This is a genomic window from Vibrio sp. SCSIO 43133 (genome assembly GCF_023716845.1).
In the GTDB taxonomy this organism is placed as follows: Bacteria; Pseudomonadota; Gammaproteobacteria; order Enterobacterales; family Vibrionaceae; genus Vibrio; species Vibrio mediterranei.
Genome location: NZ_CP068025.1, coordinates 925,576 through 945,545, shown reverse-complemented (window position 1 = coordinate 945,545; position 19,970 = coordinate 925,576). Strand labels below are relative to the sequence as shown.

At 43.7% G+C, this 19,970-nt stretch carries 18 protein-coding genes and 1 riboswitch; of the genes, 7 read left to right on the top strand and 11 right to left on the bottom strand.

Annotated elements, in window-relative coordinates; all coding sequences use genetic code 11:
* Nucleotides 1-6 precede the first annotated feature (6 nt).
* The 3 genes from JKJ11_RS21130 to JKJ11_RS21120 all read right to left on the bottom strand — a co-directional run bounded on the left by JKJ11_RS21130 (nt 7) and on the right by JKJ11_RS21120 (nt 3,276).
* The gene (locus JKJ11_RS21130; protein ID WP_412104940.1) at nt 7-990 is read right to left on the bottom strand and encodes a Fe(3+) dicitrate ABC transporter substrate-binding protein; all 984 of its coding nucleotides are present in this window, start codon (nt 988-990) and stop codon (nt 7-9) included.
* A 95-nt stretch (nt 991-1,085) separates the two neighbouring features.
* On the bottom strand, nt 1,086-1,583 hold the full coding sequence (locus JKJ11_RS21125) for a hypothetical protein (protein ID WP_252039955.1): 498 nt from the start codon (nt 1,581-1,583) through the stop codon (nt 1,086-1,088).
* Between the two features lie 10 nt (nt 1,584-1,593).
* Nucleotides 1,594-3,276: an LruC domain-containing protein gene (locus JKJ11_RS21120; protein ID WP_252039954.1), complete on the bottom strand. Its 1,683-nt coding sequence runs from the start codon at nt 3,274-3,276 to the stop codon at nt 1,594-1,596.
* 260 nt (nt 3,277-3,536) lie between these two features.
* On the opposite strand from JKJ11_RS21120, the gene JKJ11_RS21115 reads away from it, so the two are divergent.
* Complete coding sequence (locus JKJ11_RS21115) at nt 3,537-4,115, top strand: YceI family protein (RefSeq protein ID WP_124941349.1); 579 nt, start codon at nt 3,537-3,539, stop codon at nt 4,113-4,115.
* A 59-nt stretch (nt 4,116-4,174) separates the two neighbouring features.
* On the opposite strand, the gene JKJ11_RS21110 is transcribed toward JKJ11_RS21115, so the two are convergent.
* The 6 genes from JKJ11_RS21110 to JKJ11_RS21085 form a co-directional block, all read right to left on the bottom strand.
* Entirely contained in the window at nt 4,175-5,791 is a 1,617-nt protein-coding gene (locus tag JKJ11_RS21110; RefSeq protein ID WP_252039953.1) for a methyl-accepting chemotaxis protein, read from the bottom strand.
* 395 nt (nt 5,792-6,186) lie between these two features.
* The gene (locus tag JKJ11_RS21105; RefSeq protein ID WP_252039952.1) at nt 6,187-8,691 is read right to left on the bottom strand and encodes a PAS domain-containing hybrid sensor histidine kinase/response regulator; all 2,505 of its coding nucleotides are present in this window, start codon (nt 8,689-8,691) and stop codon (nt 6,187-6,189) included.
* A gap of 137 nt (nt 8,692-8,828) precedes the next feature.
* Nucleotides 8,829-9,122 (bottom strand): ArsR/SmtB family transcription factor, encoded by a 294-nt coding sequence (locus tag JKJ11_RS21100; RefSeq protein WP_006074618.1) that lies wholly within the window; start codon nt 9,120-9,122, stop codon nt 8,829-8,831.
* A 53-nt stretch (nt 9,123-9,175) separates the two neighbouring features.
* Nucleotides 9,176-9,955, bottom strand: coding sequence for a phosphatase PAP2 family protein (locus JKJ11_RS21095; RefSeq protein ID WP_252039951.1), 780 nt, complete (start codon nt 9,953-9,955; stop codon nt 9,176-9,178).
* 117 nt (nt 9,956-10,072) lie between these two features.
* Nucleotides 10,073-10,465, bottom strand: coding sequence for a DUF2850 domain-containing protein (locus JKJ11_RS21090; protein ID WP_050798655.1), 393 nt, complete (start codon nt 10,463-10,465; stop codon nt 10,073-10,075).
* 196 nt (nt 10,466-10,661) lie between these two features.
* Entirely contained in the window at nt 10,662-11,981 is a 1,320-nt protein-coding gene (locus tag JKJ11_RS21085; RefSeq protein WP_006074621.1) for an ABC1 kinase family protein, read from the bottom strand.
* A gap of 134 nt (nt 11,982-12,115) precedes the next feature.
* Here JKJ11_RS21085 and ppnP point away from each other — a divergent pair, with 134 nt between their 5' ends.
* The gene (gene ppnP / locus JKJ11_RS21080) at nt 12,116-12,397 is read left to right on the top strand and encodes a pyrimidine/purine nucleoside phosphorylase (protein WP_006074622.1); all 282 of its coding nucleotides are present in this window, start codon (nt 12,116-12,118) and stop codon (nt 12,395-12,397) included.
* A gap of 146 nt (nt 12,398-12,543) precedes the next feature.
* Here ppnP and JKJ11_RS21075 read toward each other — a convergent pair whose 3' ends face one another.
* On the bottom strand, nt 12,544-13,392 hold the full coding sequence (locus JKJ11_RS21075) for a pirin family protein (protein WP_006074623.1): 849 nt from the start codon (nt 13,390-13,392) through the stop codon (nt 12,544-12,546).
* A gap of 260 nt (nt 13,393-13,652) precedes the next feature.
* On the opposite strand from JKJ11_RS21075, the gene JKJ11_RS21070 reads away from it, so the two are divergent.
* The 5 genes from JKJ11_RS21070 (at nt 13,653) to mepA (ending at nt 19,369) form a co-directional block, all read left to right on the top strand.
* On the top strand, nt 13,653-14,552 hold the full coding sequence (locus JKJ11_RS21070) for an ROK family protein (RefSeq protein ID WP_006074624.1): 900 nt from the start codon (nt 13,653-13,655) through the stop codon (nt 14,550-14,552).
* Between the two features lie 21 nt (nt 14,553-14,573).
* Nucleotides 14,574-15,476: an ROK family protein gene (locus JKJ11_RS21065; protein WP_124941343.1), complete on the top strand. Its 903-nt coding sequence runs from the start codon at nt 14,574-14,576 to the stop codon at nt 15,474-15,476.
* A gap of 4 nt (nt 15,477-15,480) precedes the next feature.
* The gene (locus tag JKJ11_RS21060; RefSeq protein WP_124941342.1) at nt 15,481-16,878 is read left to right on the top strand and encodes a glycoside hydrolase family 1 protein; all 1,398 of its coding nucleotides are present in this window, start codon (nt 15,481-15,483) and stop codon (nt 16,876-16,878) included.
* A 92-nt stretch (nt 16,879-16,970) separates the two neighbouring features.
* A riboswitch (purine riboswitch) is annotated at nt 16,971-17,070 on the top strand.
* A 94-nt stretch (nt 17,071-17,164) separates the two neighbouring features.
* Nucleotides 17,165-18,172: an adenosine deaminase gene (locus tag JKJ11_RS21055; protein WP_031493983.1), complete on the top strand. Its 1,008-nt coding sequence runs from the start codon at nt 17,165-17,167 to the stop codon at nt 18,170-18,172.
* A gap of 360 nt (nt 18,173-18,532) precedes the next feature.
* Entirely contained in the window at nt 18,533-19,369 is an 837-nt protein-coding gene (mepA, locus tag JKJ11_RS21050; protein WP_088879063.1) for a penicillin-insensitive murein endopeptidase, read from the top strand.
* A gap of 111 nt (nt 19,370-19,480) precedes the next feature.
* Here the strand turns inward: mepA and JKJ11_RS21045 are convergent, their stop codons facing one another.
* Nucleotides 19,481-19,822: a helix-turn-helix domain-containing protein gene (locus JKJ11_RS21045; RefSeq protein ID WP_124941341.1), complete on the bottom strand. Its 342-nt coding sequence runs from the start codon at nt 19,820-19,822 to the stop codon at nt 19,481-19,483.
* Nucleotides 19,823-19,970: the final 148 nt, after the last annotated feature.

Here is a 19,970-nt window from a genome sequence, read left to right as displayed (position 1 = left end):
ACTGAATTAGTGCTGTTGATTAATAATATCAGAGAGGTTTTTGGCGATGCCTTCAGCTGCCAAAATACCTCGGTTTAATGACCAGAGCTGTGGAGAAACCTTAACGGCGTGCTCTGTTTTCTCTACTTTCAGCATTTTGCTTAATGGATTTGATTGCCAGTCATCATAAACAGTGTGGGGCTTATAGGGACCAAGCAATAACCAATCAGGGTTAATCTTGAGTAGTTGCTCAAAGCTGACTTCAATGTAGGCTTTGTCGGTTTTTGGCACCGCTGGACCATGTAATCCAAGCGCAGTAATCACACCCCCAGCATATGAGTTTGGACCATGAAGCCACATACCTTTATCGGTTACCACAGCAAACTGAAACGACTCGTTCGAAGAAAGCTTGGCTTTGTATTGATCCATGATTTTATGGTGTTTTTCGATACGTGCTGCCATTTCATCGGCTTTATTGACCGCAACACCAATTTTCATTGCAGACTGTAAGTTCTCTTCGTAAGTTTCGCCGCGACTTTTCAACAATATCGTCGGTGCGATGGCCATAAGATCGTTGTAAATCGTGCTATGGCGCTCAGCATCGGCAATGATGAGATCTGGCTTTAACTGTGAGATTGCTTCTAGGCTTGGTTGAGGCCTAACTCCTACTGATTGCCAAGGTTTAATCAGTTCGCGTATCTCTGGAAGAATTCGCTCGATGTTCTTGTCGTCAGCGACGCCCACCGGTGAAACACCAACAGCAGCTAAAGCGTCCACAAACGAGTATTCAAGAGCGATGACTCGGGTTGGCGTGCCTTTGATGGTGATACTGCCTTGTTGGTCGGTTATGACGCGTTGGCTCTGTGCATGTGCAGATGCACCCATAAGAGCGAACGAAAGTAGAAAAACCGTGCTTAATCCTTTAGCGAGTAGTGATTTCATTGATTGGCTCATTCTGAAAGGGAGAAACAAAAGAGCGCAATCGTATCTCAAACAATAATGGTTATCAATACTATTATCGATAGCCTATGGTGATGAATGAAGTGTCAAACCAAACCAAACGATATATGGGCTCAGAAATTCAGCTGAGCCCAATACAAGCCTAGTCAAAAAGCTAGATGGTAAGCGTTCTGGGTTTGGTTCAAGTCAATAGTCCAGGTTTGCTCTTGTTCATTACTTGTCATTGGCACCCATTGAGCGTAAATCTTGGTCCAGTTGTTGTTAACTTGCAGTGTGACTTCATCGGTTTCTGCTGGATAGATGGTCGTTACTCGTGAAGTTGGATCCGCAGCGATATCTCCATTTTCAAAAGTGTGTGCGGCTTGACTATAGACATGCAACGCGCCTTTTCCTGCATTACCTTTATCAATTGACAGTGTGATTAGCTGGCCAACATCGAATGAAAATGTTCTATCTGCAACAAGATCTGCAGTTCGTTCAATTGGTGTTTCAGTTGGGGCTTCAACGGGTTTTGCTGGAGTTGTGTTCGCAGTATCTTGACCGCCACCGCCACCGCCACCGCCACCGCCACCGCCACCGCCTCCACAAGCAACAACTGAGGCTAGGGCAGCAAAAAGAGTGAGAGGTTTTATTGGGTTTATCATGGGATACTCCTTACTGTTCCGAACTTGAGATTACTTGGTTTGCGCTAGCGTAGTTGTACCAATCGCTATCTTGTTCTCCAGCACTCGTGACCCAGTTAGGAAAGTTAGGGTAGGCGACGGTAATATCAACCAGCTCTTTTGGGTGTTCCCATTGGTCACGAATATTAATCACCCAAGGCATATTGTTTTCTGATAGAAACGATTGTGCTCCGCCAGAGCGGTCATCATGAAGTCCGAATAATGCATTATCCATAAAACTTGTACCACCGAATGCCTTCATGTGTGTTTGCCAAGACATACCTGGTGGTGTCTGAACAAAATCACCATGATATTCTCCTTCAGAGGCAAATATGAAAGGATCATAGGGCGGGTAACCAATTAGGTCGCGCGATACAGGATTGGTTAATTCAACAGTAAGTTGATAAGACAAACTGATGCCCTGTTGCATCGCCAGGCACGTGTCATCCGTTTTGTAGAAATGACAACCGAGAGGCAATCCCCCTAACGCGGATAACTCTGCTCGTAAGTCTTCGGCTATGATGAAGATAGTTTCGTCGTTGGACGCTTGTTGAACAGTATGGGTGACGCTTTGTCCATTTTTTGTCAAGGCAACCGAAGCAAGGTTATTTGGATCGACGTTAGGTAATTGGAGCGCAAACCCATTAGAGTACCCGGCACCCATAGCTTGCAGTGTGTAGTCGATGGTGATGTTGGTCAGCTCGCGCTGTCCATTGATTTGCTCGGTAATCTTATAACTCCATACTACGTCATTGAAATCGTAATCCCCCATTAATGGCCAGCGATCTTCAAAAGCGATAGTGGCCATAGAGTCTGAGCTAGGGTAGACAGAAGTGACAGAGATGTCAGGATCGTTTTCTTGAACAAGAGTTTCATATTTGGAGTCGGTTGTACCATCACTGTTTACGCCATCAATGGCTTCAAAAGGAGTGACCGCAACGGTAAAAATGAGATCGTTGAAGTCGTTATCGCCAGATGGACGTTTTATATCTTCAAAACTCAATACCAAAAACTCATTTTGAACATCAAGGAAAGCAACGTTATGCCTTCTATGTTCCATGGTAGTTTCTGGATTCAAAGCTGGGTAACTATAAAAAGGTGTTCCCCAATTCCCAAAGTTCGCAATATTGTTGTAGCTTCCCTCCCAGCCCCAACCATTCGGAATCAAGAAGAAAGCGAGCGTTTGATTAGCAGTCAGTTGTACGCCAAGGTCAATCGTATCGCCTTCTTGCATTTCTCCTTCTCCAGGTTTTGAGGCATTAGGAAAGACAACAATATGAGCGTCGATATCGTCTTTATCGGTAGGGGGATTGTTAGTGTCGAAAACAAAATAGCCAATAGTGTTTCGATATCCAGCACCTTCGTTAAGGAATGTAATACGGGCAGTCGCATATTCTGCTCCATTTAGTTCATCATCAATATCGATGCTTGAATATTTATCTGGCGCAATGAAAGCGCTGTTGACGACACTACCTTCTGGAAGCATAGAGTAGACATTGGTTAATACATCTTGGGGCAAAGTGTCTGCGACAGAATATAAGTTACTCGGCTTTCCTTTAGCTGAATAATTTGATGCCTCCGCGCCAGACTCGAAGGTTAAATCTGCTACAGAAAGAGCATAGACTTGCCATGATAGGAGTAAACTGGCTATTGTGATGACGTTCCTTGTACTCATCGCTTATTCCTCTATTTTGACGTTTAAAGGCGAGTTCTTCTCAGGTAAGCAAATTCGATGCCTAGTAATAATTCTATATATTTCAATGCAATAGAATTAATTCTTACGATGTTCGCAATGTGAGAACCATCATGGGAATAGTGAAAGCGATGGGACAATAACAGATTGTGTCGATTATCTAGGCTAGCGGTGAGCAAAATGGCGTTTTTTGGTAGGTTAGGCTAAACCTAACTAGGTCAGTGATCAGTTAGGAGAAAAAAATGATAGTCAGAATGGTAACCATATTGTTGGCCTTCATAGTCGTGCTTCCCGCTCAAGCAGAATGGATGTTGGATGGTAATAACTCGTCATTAAAATTTGTGTCGACTAAGAAAAACAGTGTAAGTGAAGTGCATCACTTTTCCTCAATGACGGGGACAATCAGCGATGATGGTAAAGCTACGGTAGTCATTGACCTATCCAGTGTTGAGACCAATATTCCTATTCGTAACGAACGCATGCAAACGATGTTGTTTAATGTCGCAGAGTTTGCCAAAGCGACGATCACCACTGTGGTCGATATGAGTCAACTGGACAATAGCCAAATTGGTGGAGTGTACTCAGTTGTTAATGATCTTACTTTGGATCTACATGGCGTGCAGAAAACTTACGCAGCCAAACTAACGGTGATGCGATTGACTGAAAACAAGATCGCCATTGTCTCGACGGATCCTGTGATTGTGCAAGCATCAGATTTTGGACTAGAAGCTGGCATTGAAAAGTTACGTGAGGTGGCAGGATTGCCGTCAATAGCCACGTCAGTGCCCATCACTTTTATCATGGTGTATAACCAAAAATAACTGAGCTTAACAATTGATAATGAAAAACGCTCCATCTTAGATGGAGCGTTTTTTGGGTTTTAGACCCGGAAGTAAGAGAGTTTGTGATTCAGCTCGTCAGATGCTGCTGCCATAGATTGAGATTGCTCCGCAAGGCTCTGACTCGCCTGACGTATTTCGCTAATCGACATATGCACGATGCTGACATTTTCATTCACTTCATTTGCAACCGTTCCTTGCTGTTCTGCTGCTGCTGCAATTTGTGCCACCATGTCATAAGTATCGTTGAGCTTAGCGACAGCAGTATCAAGTTTGTCTTGAGTTTGCGAAGCAAGATCCACGCTCTCTGTCACTTTAGTTTGGTTTGAAGCCATAACAGACAGCACGCTTTCGGTACGTTCATTGAGTTTGTCGATGGTAGTTTGTACTTGAGCTGTTGACTCTTGGGTTCTGCTTGCCAAGTTTCTGACTTCGTCTGCCACCACAGCAAAGCCGCGCCCTTGTTCACCAGCTCGTGCTGCTTCAATCGCTGCGTTAAGCGCGAGTAAATTGGTTTGCTCCGAGACCTCATGAATAACATTGACGACATTGCTAATGTCATTGACGCCTTGTTTCAACGCTTCCATTAACTGGTAGGTACTGGAGATGTCATCGGAGATCCCAGCTATGTTGTTAAGTGTATATCCCATGCTTCGGCTACCTTGAGCAGCAAAGTTTTTGCTTTCCTCTGTGGTCGCTGATGTTCTTTCAGAGTTACCCGCGATATCTTGAATGGTTGATGACATTTCATTCATCGCGGTAGCAAGTTGCTCAAGTTGTTGGCTTTGTGAGTCTATACTCGTTGACGTCTCTTCACTTGCTGCTGCAATGCTACTGGATAATTGACCAGAGTAGTCCGCTGAACGTTTGGCAGCACTAATGGTCTCTTTGAGTTTGTCCATCATTCGACTCAGTTCGTTACTTAAATAACCAATTTCGTCGCGTCGTTCTGTTTTCATATCGACCGTGAGATCGCCATCTGCGACTTTATGAACCTGCGTTACAAGTGATTCAATGGGTTTGATGATATTGCGTGCAACAACCAAACAAATGACGATAAGTACAAGTGCTGCTACGGAGTCTACGATAAGCTCTTTTATAAGTTGGCTCTGAAACGCTTTATCAATATCAGAGGTTTGGACGCCTGAACCAATAATCCAGTCCCATTCCGGGATATAGTTTACGAATGAAATCTTTTCGGACTCCTCACCATCCGGACCTAGCCAGTAGTAGGTAAGAAAACCACTGCCTGTGGTTTTAGCAATGGATGACATTTCTTGCCAAAAGTGATTTCCTCTGGAATCTGTCAAGGTGTTTGTACTAGTGCCGTTAAGCTGTGGCTGAGTAGGGTGCATTACAATTGTATTAGAAGCACTCGCTATCCAGAAATAGTTATTGCCGTCGTATCTAATTTGGCTAATTGCATCTATCGCAGCTTGTTGTGCAGCTTGTTTGCCAAGCGTAGATTCGAGTTTTTGATAATGTTTCGCAATCTCGTAGGTGATTTGCACATTTGAACGGACTTGCTCTTTTCTTTGCTCGTAGCTCGCATCTTTTTGTATTAATAGATTAAATGTACCAAGAGAAAATAGAATTAAAACTGCGAAGATGACAATAGCTTGCAGCTTAGTACGAATAGACAGATTGTTCAGTTTCACTGAAGGTTTCCTCTCCAACTTATAATTAGACCAAATTCCATTTGGCTGACGAATGAAAGCAGGTTATTAATATTATTTAGATGCATCTTAACGAACTAATAGATATATTTCTCATTAAATATAATGCCTTACGTGCTAGTTGCGTTATTTTTAGCCAATGGTGAGTTATATTTGTGATGCAAATTAAATTTTCTATAGGTGAATATAACCACATGATTTGAGAGGTAAATGCACCTGTTGATAATATTGTTTTTATATTGAAAGGTAATAAATAGGACAGAATGTCATGCTATATGTGGATTATTGATATAATGAGTCCTTTGCTATTAGCCTATATCAATGAATATCTGGCGTTACATAACATTCAGACTCGTCCAATTTACAATCTGTCGCGGTTATTCTTTATAGCGATTATGCTCTTGAGTATCAGAAAATTGCATAATGGCATCAAACAGTTCGTCTTTCTTAAGTGGTTTGTGCAGAACACAATTAGCACCAGCGTCGATAAACGCCTGTTTTGAATCAGCGAAAACATCAGCAGTCCATCCAAAGATTAGTAAATCAGTTCCAAATTGTCTTCGAATACGTGAACAGGCTTCTACACCGTCCATAACTGGCATATGGTTGTCCATCAATACAAGGTCATATTTGTTTTCACTTAGCGCCTCCAATGCCATCGCACCATTGGTGACGGTGCTGGTTGTATGTCCTTCTGACTCTAATAACTTACGGGCGACAAGAGCATTAACATGATTGTCTTCAACAATGAGAATATTTTGCGTTGTGAGAGGGGGGCTTTGGTGTGCCTTGTGGCCTACTAATGTAATGCGCTCACCATACGTTATTGGAAGTTCAAACTGGAAGTCAAACCGCGTTCCTTGACCAACTTTGCTGGTCGCATGGATCGTGCCGCCCATCTTCTCTATAAGTTGTTTAACAATCGCTAGGCCGAGTCCTGTTCCACCATATCGTCGAGTCGTGGAAGCATCAGCTTGGACAAAGGGTTCGAAAATTCTCTCTAGCGCATTTGGCTCAATTCCGATGCCGCTATCTTGCACGGAAAAGTGTAATAGTGAAGGGTGGGAAACATTGTGAGTGACTTTGACAGTTATTCCTCCTTGCTCGGTAAATTTGATGGCATTGTTAAGTAAATTGTATAAAACCTGTCTTACGCGACTACGGTCTCCAAGATACGTTATCTTAGAGTCAACATGGAAATCAATATTGAGGTCAATTCCTTTCTCCTGGCATACGGCTTTATAAGTAGAACGTAATGGGGCAATTATTTGTTCGATAGTGAAAGGACGGTTTTCTAGCTCGATTTTGTTTTGTTCCACTTTGGTGAGATCTAGAATATCGTTAAGTATGGATATCAAGTGATTGCCGGACTCCAGAATAAGTGACAAATTTTCCTTTTGTTGCTGATCATTTGTCTCTGACAGCATAACTTGCACCATGCCTAGTACTCCATTCATTGGCGTACGAATTTCATGACTCATTGTGGCGAGAAACTGCGTTTTGGCGATATTTGCCGAGTCAGCCGCCACGACGGCATTTTCGAGCTTTTCTTGCAGCTGTTTGGTGGCGGTGATGTCGCGTTCGACCGCAATAAACTTATCTAGCTCTCCTTGAGAGTCAAATACTGGCGAAAGCTCTATATCGACCCAGTAAGGTTGCTTTGTTCTTGAGAAATTAAGTATCTCCACTCTAGTCGGTCGGTGAGTTTGCACCGCTTTTCTTAATTGCTCGATGGCTTCTGTATTTGAACCTTCACCTTGTAAAAGAGTGCCGGGTTTTATGCCTATAATTTCTTCCTTTATGAACCCCGTCATGGTTTCAAAAGCTTGGTTAACCCATTCGATACGACCTTGCTTATCGGTAATCAACACCGCGTCACGTGTGTGTTTAACAACGTTGGCTAAACGTCTTGCCTCGCGTTCTTTTATTGCTAGTAATTCAGTCTGCTGTGTTAACTTCGCTCGAGATTGCTCAAGCTTTTGGAACGGATTAATTATCATCTTACGTCCGAACATGTAGACAATAATTGAACTGGTAAAAAGGGCTATGACTAATGCAATAGCAAGGCTACTAAGTAGTTCGTCTCGCTGTAAATCTGATGCTGCATTATTAATCCCAAAGACTAACGAGATATTGGACTTCGCTAACCGAATACTCTCCGTTTTCCAATTCCCCTCTGGTGGTGTCTCTAGCCAATTAGAACCGAGTTGTGTCAAAGAAAACCAACGGGAGTTATTACTACTTAGCTTACTGAAAAAGCTTTCGTTGAAGTACGGAAACGCCCCTACTACAACGCCTCGAAGTTGGGTGTCAACGTAAATAGGCTTATAGAACTTAATGATTTTCTGATTGTTGTGTTCTTTCAGCAGGTAAACCGTTTCTCTAGTTGCATTAGACTTGATAACCTCTAGCAGTTTTAGTCGCTGTTCAATCGGTCCTTCTTGAGGAAGTGTGTTAAAAACAACACTTCCTGATGAGTTAAACAAACAGAATTTCACTTCAACATTGGAGAGATGAAATTGATGGAGGTGCTTGAATACATCTGGTCCAGTCGGAGTCGTGTTAGTGCCATGAGAATGGTCATTATGAGAGTGATGCTGGTGGTCACCTAGATATTCGTCACCGCTAACTGCAGCGATAATGGCAGGTTCTTCAACTAGGTGAGATATATGCATATCGGTCGCGATAAAAAACTGATCCATAAAGTTCTTAGCCGCTTGGATTTCAGTCTTTGCACTATTGGACTGAAGTTTAGCAATGGTTTTCTCTGCTTCATGATCGACCACTAATAACACAGCAATCGCAGTGATACTGAACGTTATCACCATAAACAGAATAAGAAGTGTTCGACCGGAATAATCGGCCACTTTTGAGGCTCGCATGGACACATCTCCCTGTGGTAGTAGTAAAACTGTACGAACCTAAGGGGATTACCGCTAAGTAAAGTCAGGACTAATGATGCGAAGTCTTAATTATAAGAAGAAAGGCCTTACGTAAACGTAAGGCCTTGAGTTAGGGTTTAGCAAGATTCGTCGATACAACATTCATCTTGTAAGAAGCTAATCACACCTTCTAAGTGTTCATAGTTGGCTACGCAATATAACGTTCTTCCTTCTCGGCGCTGTTGAATAAGGTTTGCCGATGCTAGGCTTGAGATATGGTGTGACAGCGTAGACCCTGGGATATTCAATCGATCTTGAATCTCACCGACAGGCGTCCCTTTGTGTCCAGCTCTCACAACCTGTCTGTATATCGCCAAGCGAGTAACATGGCCAAGTTCTTTTAGGGCTTTCGCAGCGACTTCTATTTGCATACAACACTCTCCAAAATCAGTATTTCGATAATAATGGAAATTTATTGCAGTCTCTAGCGATTTTTGATCTTGAACAGCACCTTGTCGAGTATGGGGTAGTGAGAAGGTATGATGATATAGAGGATAAGCCCAAAGAACATCGAAGCAAAAAGGTCGACAGGTCTATGCATGCCTAACCACAAACGGCTTGCTGCCACGCCTACGCCCCATACTATGACCAATGAAGCGAGTACATAACGGCCTTGGCTTGCGAAAAGCCCCCCAAAAAACAGCACACATACAGAAACGAAAATAGTATGACCTGATGGAAACGAATAGTCAGTCTCTCCAATCCAGTGCTTAGTACGCCATTCACTAACCTGTTCTTCCACTTGATGAATCCTGTCATTTTTCTCATCAACGGTGAGATTGTAGAAGCTCTGTGGTGAGTCGATGGCATGAAGCTCAGCGAGTGTTTCTGTGTAAGGTCGCGGGCTTTGAGTAAATTCTTTAAGAAAGGTTTTTGCTCCGAAACTCAGAACAAGCAGTAATCCCAACTGAATCAATAGGTGTAGATTGTTAGTCGCTTGACGACGATGCCACGCAATAAGCCCCATGAGTATAGCTAATGAAATCAGAAAACCTTGATGCCCGGCAGAATAGGTAAGGTTTTGCATCAGCGCTCCAATTGCCTCTGTAACAACGGATGTTAGATGACTAGGAAAAAACACCAGCGAAATGATGAATGTTAGGGAAGCAAATGCTGCAAGACAGAGCATGCCTGCAATCTTAGATTCTTTTATGGATGTGAACTTCATATTATAAGCTGGGTCAATTGTAAATGGCGCTATCATAGTAAACTATCAAGCGTTGTAATTCAGGGTTCTGTCATAATGTAATGCAAAGACATTGTTTTTCACAGGCTTAGGTAGTTTAGGAGAAAAAGGTTTACCGAACCTGCTGCCAAAGGGCTATTTAGTGGAGAAATGTTCCCTAAGCGCTGAACGTCGATTTTGCCCTGGGTTATAGCCATCCATCGGTACTGTGTGTTCATAGCCTTCAAAAATGAATCGTTGTGGGGGTAGAGCAGGGGAGATTCTGCGTAACTGCGGTGACCTAGGAGTGCCCACTCGTTCATAAACCCATAAACCACTGCCTGTTTTCAACTTGACGACTCGACCATCAAATTCGAAAGAAGTTGCTATCAATCTGTGGTTACGCAAAGCTCCATAATCCGTAAAGGTCAAAATTTCGGTGCTTTGTTTGGGAGCTCCGATTTCTATCCAGTTACCATACACGCGGCTAGGCGAGATATGATTTTGATGGCTAGTGTAGAAAGCATACCCCAAAGCAGATGCCAGCATAATCGAAATCACCAAAATGACAATTAATACTAACGAGTCATTGTTGCTGGATGTTCTGCCTAGTTTTGTCATTCAAGCACTTCCTTGTGGGCTTTCAAATGGTATCGGCAATTGTGACGATTACTTAAGAATAAAACGTGCCGTTTTATAAATGTATCGATTGTTTGTAACACATTGTTGTTTGTGAGTTGGCACTTTAAGGCTGGGTGAGAATGTAAGGCGTAAACAAGTCTTGCACGTCTACCTTTGCTTTTAATCTGGCCGCTAACAGATAGAGTCCACCAATTTTACGGTGCAAAAATAGAGCATCAGCAGGCGGTGTGTGCCAGTAGTCTTTTTCCATGCTAAGCACTGTACCAGCTTGACTCAAGCGCTGCGCTAAATTACTAGAACCAAAATCATAGAGGCCAGATGTCATCAACGGTTCACAAGCTAAGGTGACGAGGTCAAAGATTGCACTTTTCTGCTCTGGAAGAATGTCTTGATTGAAAAAACCAATCTGCTGTAACGCAGCGTCCAGTCGTTTTGTATCGGCATCTAAAATCGCACTGAACGCATGGCGATATCCGTTGCTGATATTGTCGCTGTAGCTTCGAGTAGCTCCAAAATCGAGTAATACGATTTTTTGTTGCTCCGAGTTAAACAGAAAGTTGGCAAAGTTTGGGTCAGTTTGGACCAATTTAAATTCAAATATCTCTTTGAAAAGCAATTGCAACAGTAGCCGCATTGCTCGGTCTCGAGTGTTTTGGTTTGCATTGATAAGAGACTCGATGGGCATGCCTGATACATGAGTCATAGCCAGTACATTATCAGTGGTGAGGTTTCTTTGCACTGTGGGTAAGATAAAATCTGGGTCGTCACCTAGATAGTCGCGATAGCGCTCTAGAAGCTCAGCTTCAAGAAGATAGTCCGCTTCAGCATGAAGCTGTTTTTTTGCTTCTTCAAGTAAGCCACGATAATCGACGCCTTTCGGGATCAAACCGACGACATTGAGCAGTGTACCTACGTTGTCGACATCACTATCGATGCTTTTTTTGATGCCTGGATATTGAACCTTGATAGCCAATTTAGTGCCATCATCAGAGTGAGCCTGATGAACTTGGCCTATAGAGGCACTGGCTATAGGTTTAAAATTAAACTCAACAAAATTATGTTTCCAGTCGCTCCCTAGCTCTTGAGTTAGCACAGCTGCAAGTTGCTTGGCGGGCATCGGGGAAGCGTCGGATCGTAAGCGAGCAAGAATTTCTGCAAGCTCAGGACTAATGAGGTCGCCTGCGTCCATAGACATGAGCTGTCCTACTTTCATTGCTGCTCCTCGCAAATGCGCTAGTTGGTCGGCCACTCGCTTGATATTGCCAGGGGTGAGCAATAAATCCTTTGCGACAGGGCGCTTGCCTTGAGCTAATTGTTTTGCGCCTTCCGTCACCATTGCTCCCGTCACACGTGTGGCCAAAGACGCCAACTTGCCTAAGCGACTTATGCGATGAGTGGGTACTCGAGTTGCTTTGTCCGACATATCAAAACCTTGTTAAATCATGTTACTCGTTTATACCAATTGATCTTAGCAATTGATCATTCTCTTGTTTTACGGCAATTTGTGAGGTAAAACCATGCTTTTACGATGATTAACTAACAAGGAAGTCAAAAAAGATGATTAAAGAAAACACCTATTTCGAAGGCTCTGTGAAATCACTGGGTTTTACTCAAGCAGATGGCGACAGCAGTGTTGGTGTGATGGCTGCAGGTGAATACACGTTTGGGACGGCTGCCCCTGAAAAAATGACGGTAGTGAAAGGAGCGTTAACAGTGCGCCTTGCTGGAGAAGAAGAATGGAAGACGTATTCGTCGGGTGAACATTTTAATGTGGCTGGTGACTCTAGCTTTGATCTAAAAGTGGAACAAGCGACTGCATACCTGTGTGAATATCTATAGAGATTTACAATGTAAAGCACCAGTATCGCTGCGTCTGGCTCGATATTAAAATGCGTCAGAAAAAAGAACGCATCGACGATCTCGTCGATGCGTGACACACAGGCAGTGGATTGGGGTGTCAAATTAAAATCTTCAACTCGGATTGGTTAGTAAGTATCGAATACGCCTGAATTATAATCATTAATCGCCTGTTGAATCTCTTGCATGCTATTCATGACAAAAGGTCCGTAGTGAACGACGGGTTCATTTATTGGCTCACCAACAAAGACTAATACCCCGGACTCGGAACTCGCTGTCATCTCCATTGCTTCTCCTTTTGAAACTAGTGCAAGTTCGCCTTCTTTCAAACTTTTATCCGCAACACTCACAGCTCCTTTGTAAACGTAAAGCATCATATTGTGTTCTGAAGGGACGTTTAGTCTTACCGAATCTCCTCGATTGCTGCGCCAGTCCGCCACTGTTGCAGGGACTCCAGTTTTCGTCAGTGGCCCAGCGAGTAGGGAGCCATTTACCCTGATTTCACCGGAGAGTAGACGAATTAAGCCACTCCCTTGTTGTTCATATTCAGTAATGGTCTCTGGTTGAAAGTCATGGTATTGCGCCGGTGTCATTTTATTTTTGGCTGGCTGATTGATCCAAATTTGAAATCCGTGTAGGTCACCTTCCTCCATGATTGGCATTTCACTATGGATAACACCTCGACCTGCTGCCATCCATTGTGCTCCGCCTGAGCGTAATTCGCCTACGTTGCCCATGTGATCTTTATGCTGAAAGTGACCTTTCATCATATAGGTTAGCGTTTCTATACCTCTATGTGGATGCGGAGGAAAGCCGCCCACATAGTCTTTTTTGTCATCGGACTTAAGCTCATCGATCATTAAAAACGGTGAAAATGCCGCATTATCGAAGCCGTGTACTCGGCGAATTTTTACACCATCACCATCTGATGTGGCATGAGATGGAATGACTTGTTCAATTGTTCTAACCAGTGTCATCGCTGACCTCCTTTGTTGATATCAACTATAGGCGGGTAATGAAACAATCTAGAGGGGGAAAAAATGAAAGAGTCGTTCAATAACTTCGAATGAGTATGTCTTGGTAATATCTATATAGTTTTAAAAATGAAAAGTATATAGTTTTTGTGACGACGCCGAGGTTTTAACAGACACGTGCTTTAGATCCGCAATGAAATTTGATTAAGTAAAGTAAATCGCTGGGTTTAATTCGGCGCAATCTACTTTAGAGAGAATCCATCATGATCGTAGGACTGGACATTGGCGGCACTAAAATTGAAGGTGTTGCACTCGATTCTGCTAGTTATCAAACCATTGTGAAGCATCGTGAACCGACAGAGACTGGTTCGTATGAAGGCTTTCTCGCGTCTGTGATGTCAGTAATTAACACAGTATCAGAGAAGGGTGAAATAGAATCTATTGGTATTGGATGTTGTGGCTCAGTCGGTAATGACGGGCTAATGCAAGGCGCGAATGTCACTGTGCTAAACGGCCATGACTTTATCGGTGACATTCAAAGACAAATCGATGTACCAGTTGCCATTGCTAATGACGCTGACTGTTTGGCGCTATCGGAGTTTAAGGATGGGGCTGCCAAGGAGGCCAAGCACTCTTGTGTTGCCGTAATCATAGGTACTGGCTGCGGTTCAGGCGTTATTATCAATAACGGCATTGTCACGGGGCTAAATCGATTAGGTGGCGAAATCGGCCATAATCCACTGCCTAACTACAGTCCAGAAATTGATGGTCAACCGGTTAAATGTTATTGCGGGTCGATGAACTGTGCTGAGTCGTTTGTTTCCGGTACTGGGTTTGGTCGCACCTTCTCAGAAAAGCATTCGCCAGCAGATTCGAAGCAAATCATGGCGTTACATGCATCGGGTGATCGCAGAGCCATTGCGCACTTGGAGCTCTACTGTGACCAGTTAGCAAGGACACTCGCTAACGTGGTGAATTTTGTTGATCCCGAGGTAATAGTACTAGGCGGTGGAATGTCTAATGTCGATGAAATCTATCCTCTGGTCCAAGATAAGCTATCTCAGTATACGTTTACTAAATCGGTAAAAACCAAGGTAGTGAAGAGTGTTCATGGTGACTCTTCCGGTGTACGCGGCGCTGCGTTCTTACACTCTTTATCATAGTCTGACAGGAAAAATACGTCGATGACTGAACGTTACTATCTGGTCTTAGATTTTGGAGGCACATCGGTAAAGTGTGCGGTAATGAATCAGGAAGCAAAGATTTTCGAACGCTTCTCTTTGCCAAGCCGAGTAGCGTCTTATAACGCTTGGTTAGACTCTTTAGCTCCGAAGTTGGAACAGCTGAAACACGATTACGCGATAGCAGGTATAGCTGTTAGCACTTGTGGCGCTGTGAACGTTGAAACGGGTGTGATCGAAGGCTCAAGTGCACTCGATTACATCCATGGTTTTGATGTTAAGTCGCTATACCAAGAACGCTTTGGGCTACCGACAGAGCTTGAGAATGATGGTTGTTGCGCTGCACTAGCAGAAGATTGGTTAGGCGCAGCCAGTGAGTCAAACGACTTTTGTTTGTTGGTACTAGGCTCTGGTGTCGGCGGCGCCATTGTCAAATCAGGTCATATCCTAAAAGGACATCATCTTCATGGTGGAGAGTTCGGCTATAGCATTTTGCGTTTTGAACAAGGGAAACCATTAACATACTCTGATTTGGCCTCAACGCGGGGCATCATTGAACAAACCGCTCGCGCTAAAGAGATATCACCAAAAGAGTTAGATGGCCTTAAAGTTTTTGAGTTTTACGAACAAGGTGATGAGGCAGTTATCGCTGCCGTTGAGCAATGGTATTTTGACTTGGCAACCGTACTTATCAATGTCCAATACTCAGTAGATCCGCAATACATCCTTTTAGGTGGTGCTATCAGTCGCAGTTCGGGTTTGATCGACAAGCTTAATCAAAAGCTGGATGCCATATTGGCGCAACACCCTATAGCGAAAGTCCGTCCAAATCCAAAACTGACCCAATTTGGCAACGATGCCAATTTGATTGGGGCATTGAAACATTTTTTGAATACACAAGGTTAGCAACATGACTAAGTACACTTTTCCACAGAACTTTATGTGGGGCGCAGCTGCGTCTGGCATTCAGACAGAAGGCTCTACCAATAAAGCAAACGACTCTATTTGGGATCTTTGGCATCAAAAGAGCCCTGAGCGTTTTTACCGTGGAATTAGCTCAGAGACTGTGACGGATACGTATCACAGATACCAAGAAGATGTTCAGAACATGAAGAAGGTTGGTTTTAACTCGTTCCGAACTTCTATTCAGTGGTCTCGACTGATCAAAGATTATGAAACGGGCGAAGTATGTCAGGACGCAGTGGCATTTTATAACAACTACTTAGATGAAATGATCGCTAATGGCATCGAGCCAATGATGAACCTATATCACTTCGATATGCCTGCTGAGCTGCAAGAGAAATTCGGTGGTTTTGAATCGAAAAAAGTGGTCGATATGTTTGCCGATTATGCCGAGACAGCGTTCAAACTGTTCGGTCATAAAGTGAAGTACTGGATCACGTTTAATGAGCCTATTGTTCCGGTAGAAGGCGGCTATCTGTATGACTTCCATTATCCATGTAAGAAAGATGGCAAGTTGGCGGTGCAAGTCGCGTTTAATATCATTCTTGCTCATGCAAAAGCAGTTCATCGCTTCAATGCGCTGGAACTTGAGAACTCAAAGATTGGTATCGTGCTTAACCTGACGCCGTCCTATACGCGCAATGACAGCGAAGAAGACAAGAAAGCGGCATGGTATGCCGACCTACTGTTTAACCGCAGTTTCCTTGATCCTATGGTTAAAAATGAGATTCCGAAAGAGCTTTGTGAAGTTCTGGCGGAACAGGGCGTCACGCCGGAAACGACGCCGGAAGAGATAGAACAGATCACGTCAGCAAAAGTTGAGTTCTTAGGTGTGAACTACTACGTTCCACGTCGCGTGAAAGCACGTGAAGCGAGCTATGACTTGGATTACTTTACGCCAGAAGTTTATTTTGAGAACTATGTGAATCCAGAAGGCCGATTTAATCCTTATCGTGATAATAACGAGATTTTACCAACTGCCGTTTATGATATTGCTAAAAATGTTCAGGAAAACTACGGTAATATCCCATGGTATTTAGCTGAAATCGGCATTGCTATGGACGTCGAGTCAGAAGGTGAACCGGGTGAGGATGGACTGATTGACGATTCATTCCGCACAGGGTTGATGAAAGAGCACTTAGTTCAGCTGCACAGAGCAATCCAAGAAGGTTCAAACTGTTTTGGTGTTCATCAGTGGACATTCATCGATAACTGGTCTTGGTTAAACTCGTTTAAGCGTCGATATGGCTTCTATCGTTTGGATTTAGAAACGGGTGACCGAATTCCGAAAAAACACGGTTTGTGGTTCAAAGAACTGGCAACAACGGGCAGCTTTGAAGACTAAGCTCATTGGTAGCAAGTTGATGAAAAACGGTGTCCAATGTGACACCGTTTTTGTTTGTCCGTCGCGACTATTGAACGTAAGTGACGGTCGTGTACAATACCAATCGTTTGCTTCGTATAACCCCAATGATATGGTTTGGGGGTCTCTACCAGCTCCCGCAAAGTGCTGATTACGAAGAGCCAAGATCACATTAGTGTCTTGCTCTTTGTATTGGCGTTCGAAAATTACCTCAAATTATTCCTATACTTAGAGTAAGTGCACCCACAACAATCATAATAGGTGGAATATGAACGCATTTATTCAAGATCTTCCCAAAGTAGAGTTGCACCTCCATATCGAAGGCTCATTAGAGCCAGAGCTTCTGTTTAAACTAGCACAACGAAATGGTATCTCACTTCCTTATGCCTCACCTGAAGCACTGCGCACGGCCTACGACTTTGAAGATTTGCAGTCGTTTCTCGATATCTATTATCAAGGTGCGAATGCTCTTATTAGCGAGCAAGATTTTTACGACTTAACATGGGCCTATTTGGAGCGCTGTAAAGCAGATAATGTTATTCATACCGAGATCTTCTTTGATCCTCAAACACATACAGAGAGAGGGATAGCCTTTGAGACGGTGATTAAAGGTATTCACCGTGCACTGCAAGACGGTGAAACGACACTGGGTATTACCTCACAAATCATTATGTGCTTTTTAAGGCATCTTTCTGAAGATTCTGCCATCGAGACGCTCAAACAAGCTTTGCCACACAAAGATCTGATTGTAGGGGTGGGGTTGGATTCTTCTGAGCAAGGCCATCCACCAGAGAAGTTCGCACGTGTGTTTAAAATGGCTAAAGAACATGGCTTTTTGACTGTTGCGCATGCTGGAGAAGAGGGGCCTGCTCAGAACATCGTTGATGCCATAGAGCTATTAGGCGTAAGCCGGGTTGACCATGGTGTTCGCTGTGTGGAAAGTGACGAACTCGTTGCGCGTCTTATTGAGACGAAAATGCCGTTAACCGTCTGTCCACTATCAAACATCAAGCTGTGTGTATTTGATGATATGTCGCAGCACAATATTGTGAGCCTACTTCGCAAAGGTGTCGCGGTTACTATTAACTCAGACGACCCTGCTTATTTTGGTGGTTATATGACAGACAATTTCAAAGCGGTAAGTGAAGCGCACGATATGACCCACCAAGAACTGGCGCAATTGACAATTAATGCCATTGACGCAAGTTTTATTGATGAGTCCATGAAGCGAGAGTATCGCAGCAGAGTTATTGATTATGTGGCGCGTTTTAGTTAAAGGGGTTCATTGGTAGGAAGAGCAAAGTCGTCACTCCCGAAAAAGGTGGCAGCCTCAAAAAAGGAATGACGACTTATACAGTTACTCAATTGTCATTAGGGCAATTGAGTTCCTTATTTTTAGCGCGTTACTCTTTTGGCTTCAATAATAACCAGCACAATAAAGCTGTTTTTCTTTACATTTGTGAAACATTTCAACTTCTGTATATCAAATTCGCTCCACTACTCGGATTGAGATCACGAGCCAAGTCTTTTCTCTCATTTACTTTATTCTCGAATGTGAGCAGGCAATCGTATCGGGTTCACACTATGCTTTTAGTGGTCTGTTCTAGTTTCATATGGAATGCAGGGGAACATGATGATGAAATATGGACTGTTGCTGTCGTTACTAATACCAATCAGCAGTTATGCGCTTGACCGTTCTTGGGATGAAATTACGGTTCCTAGTAAAGGCGCTTCCTCATCAATTGGCAGCTACGCCAACGGATGTTTAGCTGGGGGAGAAGAGCTCTCTCTAGATGGCACTGGGTATCAGGTCATTCGTGCTCAGCGTAACCGTTATTACGGGCATCAAGATATGATCCGCTACCTAACCGATCTAGCTAGCAAGGTCGATCGGCTGGGCATGGGGCAACTTCTGGTGGGTGATATTGCCATGCCACGAGGGGGGCGATTCACATCAGGACATGCCAGTCATCAAACTGGGCTGGACGCCGATATCTGGTTACGACTACCTAATGAGCCACTTTCAAAGCAAGAATTGCAAGACCCAGAACCCTATCCGGTGGTCGACATCGACAAGTATCGTTTCAAAAAGGACAAATGGACCAGTAATCATTCATTATTGATTCAGGTTGCGGCGGTTGACGATCGTGTCGCGAGAATTTTCGTTCACCCTCTAATCAAAAAGCAGTTGTGCGAAGTGTCATGGAAAGAACGAGACTGGCTGCGAAAGGTACGGCCATGGTGGGGGCACTATTACCATTTTCACGTAAGGTTGCATTGTCCAGAAGGGGATGAGCAATGCGTAGCGCAAAATGCGCCTCCACCCGGAGATGGCTGTGGTGCGGAGCTAGCTTCTTGGAAACCGTATATTCCCGCGAAAAAAGCTTCGAAGCCCGAGAAAGTAGTAGTGAAGAAAAAGAAAACACCTCGACCCAAATACAACGAATGTGTAGCGCTGCTTAGTGAGCCATAATGCTAATTCAGGTTTCTAACTAAGCAGGTTGAAGGGGAGTGATCCCCTTCGGTGCTTGTTCCAGCCAGAAGACGGCTGGACATTAGTGTAGTGGAAACAATGAAATAACAGTTAGATACGGTACTCTATCGTTACTTGATTTCCATCGACACGAATGTTAGTGATGTCGCCATCTACTGTGAGGCGCGTATTATAAAGGCGATCAGTGCTAGACACTGCCTCAACTGAGCCGCGAAGAGATGGCAAGTGGTAAGTTGGATCAATGTGCAGTAGCTTACAAAATCGGTCTATAAAAGTGGTATCTAGTGGCACATTTCCGTTAAGGCGGTTGGATAGTTCAAGTTGACTCAAATTCAAACGTTTAGCCACTTCCATTTGCGTGATATGCATCTTTGCCTTTTGAGACATCCAGACCCGATAAAGTGCTTCGGTATCCTGTTGTGTAAAGTTCATTATTTGTTTAACCCCTGCAATATCGAGAAGGTAGGTTCCCTCTTCATTTAATCGCCGCCTATTCAACCCTAGATGCCTAAGACGGTTGTCAATAACGTGCAAGCCAAGTAAATACTGCGTGCGAATAGTGAAAGGATTCTGCAATTTC

Coding starts and splice junctions, on each gene's coding strand:
- JKJ11_RS21120 (WP_252039954.1), bottom strand. CDS start 3,276: ATGAGTACAAGGAACGTCATCACAATAGCCAGTTTACTCCTATCATGG.
- JKJ11_RS21085 (WP_006074621.1), bottom strand. CDS start 11,981: ATGTCGGACAAAGCAACTCGAGTACCCACTCATCGCATAAGTCGCTTA.
- JKJ11_RS21115 (WP_124941349.1), top strand. CDS start 3,537: ATGATAGTCAGAATGGTAACCATATTGTTGGCCTTCATAGTCGTGCTT.
- JKJ11_RS21065 (WP_124941343.1), top strand. CDS start 14,574: ATGACTGAACGTTACTATCTGGTCTTAGATTTTGGAGGCACATCGGTA.
- JKJ11_RS21090 (WP_050798655.1), bottom strand. CDS start 10,465: ATGCTGGCATCTGCTTTGGGGTATGCTTTCTACACTAGCCATCAAAAT.
- JKJ11_RS21105 (WP_252039952.1), bottom strand. CDS start 8,691: ATGCGAGCCTCAAAAGTGGCCGATTATTCCGGTCGAACACTTCTTATT.
- JKJ11_RS21045 (WP_124941341.1), bottom strand. CDS start 19,822: ATGAACTTTACACAACAGGATACCGAAGCACTTTATCGGGTCTGGATG.
- JKJ11_RS21060 (WP_124941342.1), top strand. CDS start 15,481: ATGACTAAGTACACTTTTCCACAGAACTTTATGTGGGGCGCAGCTGCG.
- JKJ11_RS21125 (WP_252039955.1), bottom strand. CDS start 1,583: ATGATAAACCCAATAAAACCTCTCACTCTTTTTGCTGCCCTAGCCTCA.
- mepA (WP_088879063.1), top strand. CDS start 18,533: ATGAAATATGGACTGTTGCTGTCGTTACTAATACCAATCAGCAGTTAT.
- ppnP (WP_006074622.1), top strand. CDS start 12,116: ATGATTAAAGAAAACACCTATTTCGAAGGCTCTGTGAAATCACTGGGT.
- JKJ11_RS21095 (WP_252039951.1), bottom strand. CDS start 9,955: ATGATAGCGCCATTTACAATTGACCCAGCTTATAATATGAAGTTCACA.
- JKJ11_RS21100 (WP_006074618.1), bottom strand. CDS start 9,122: ATGCAAATAGAAGTCGCTGCGAAAGCCCTAAAAGAACTTGGCCATGTT.
- JKJ11_RS21070 (WP_006074624.1), top strand. CDS start 13,653: ATGATCGTAGGACTGGACATTGGCGGCACTAAAATTGAAGGTGTTGCA.
- JKJ11_RS21075 (WP_006074623.1), bottom strand. CDS start 13,392: ATGACACTGGTTAGAACAATTGAACAAGTCATTCCATCTCATGCCACA.
- JKJ11_RS21055 (WP_031493983.1), top strand. CDS start 17,165: ATGAACGCATTTATTCAAGATCTTCCCAAAGTAGAGTTGCACCTCCAT.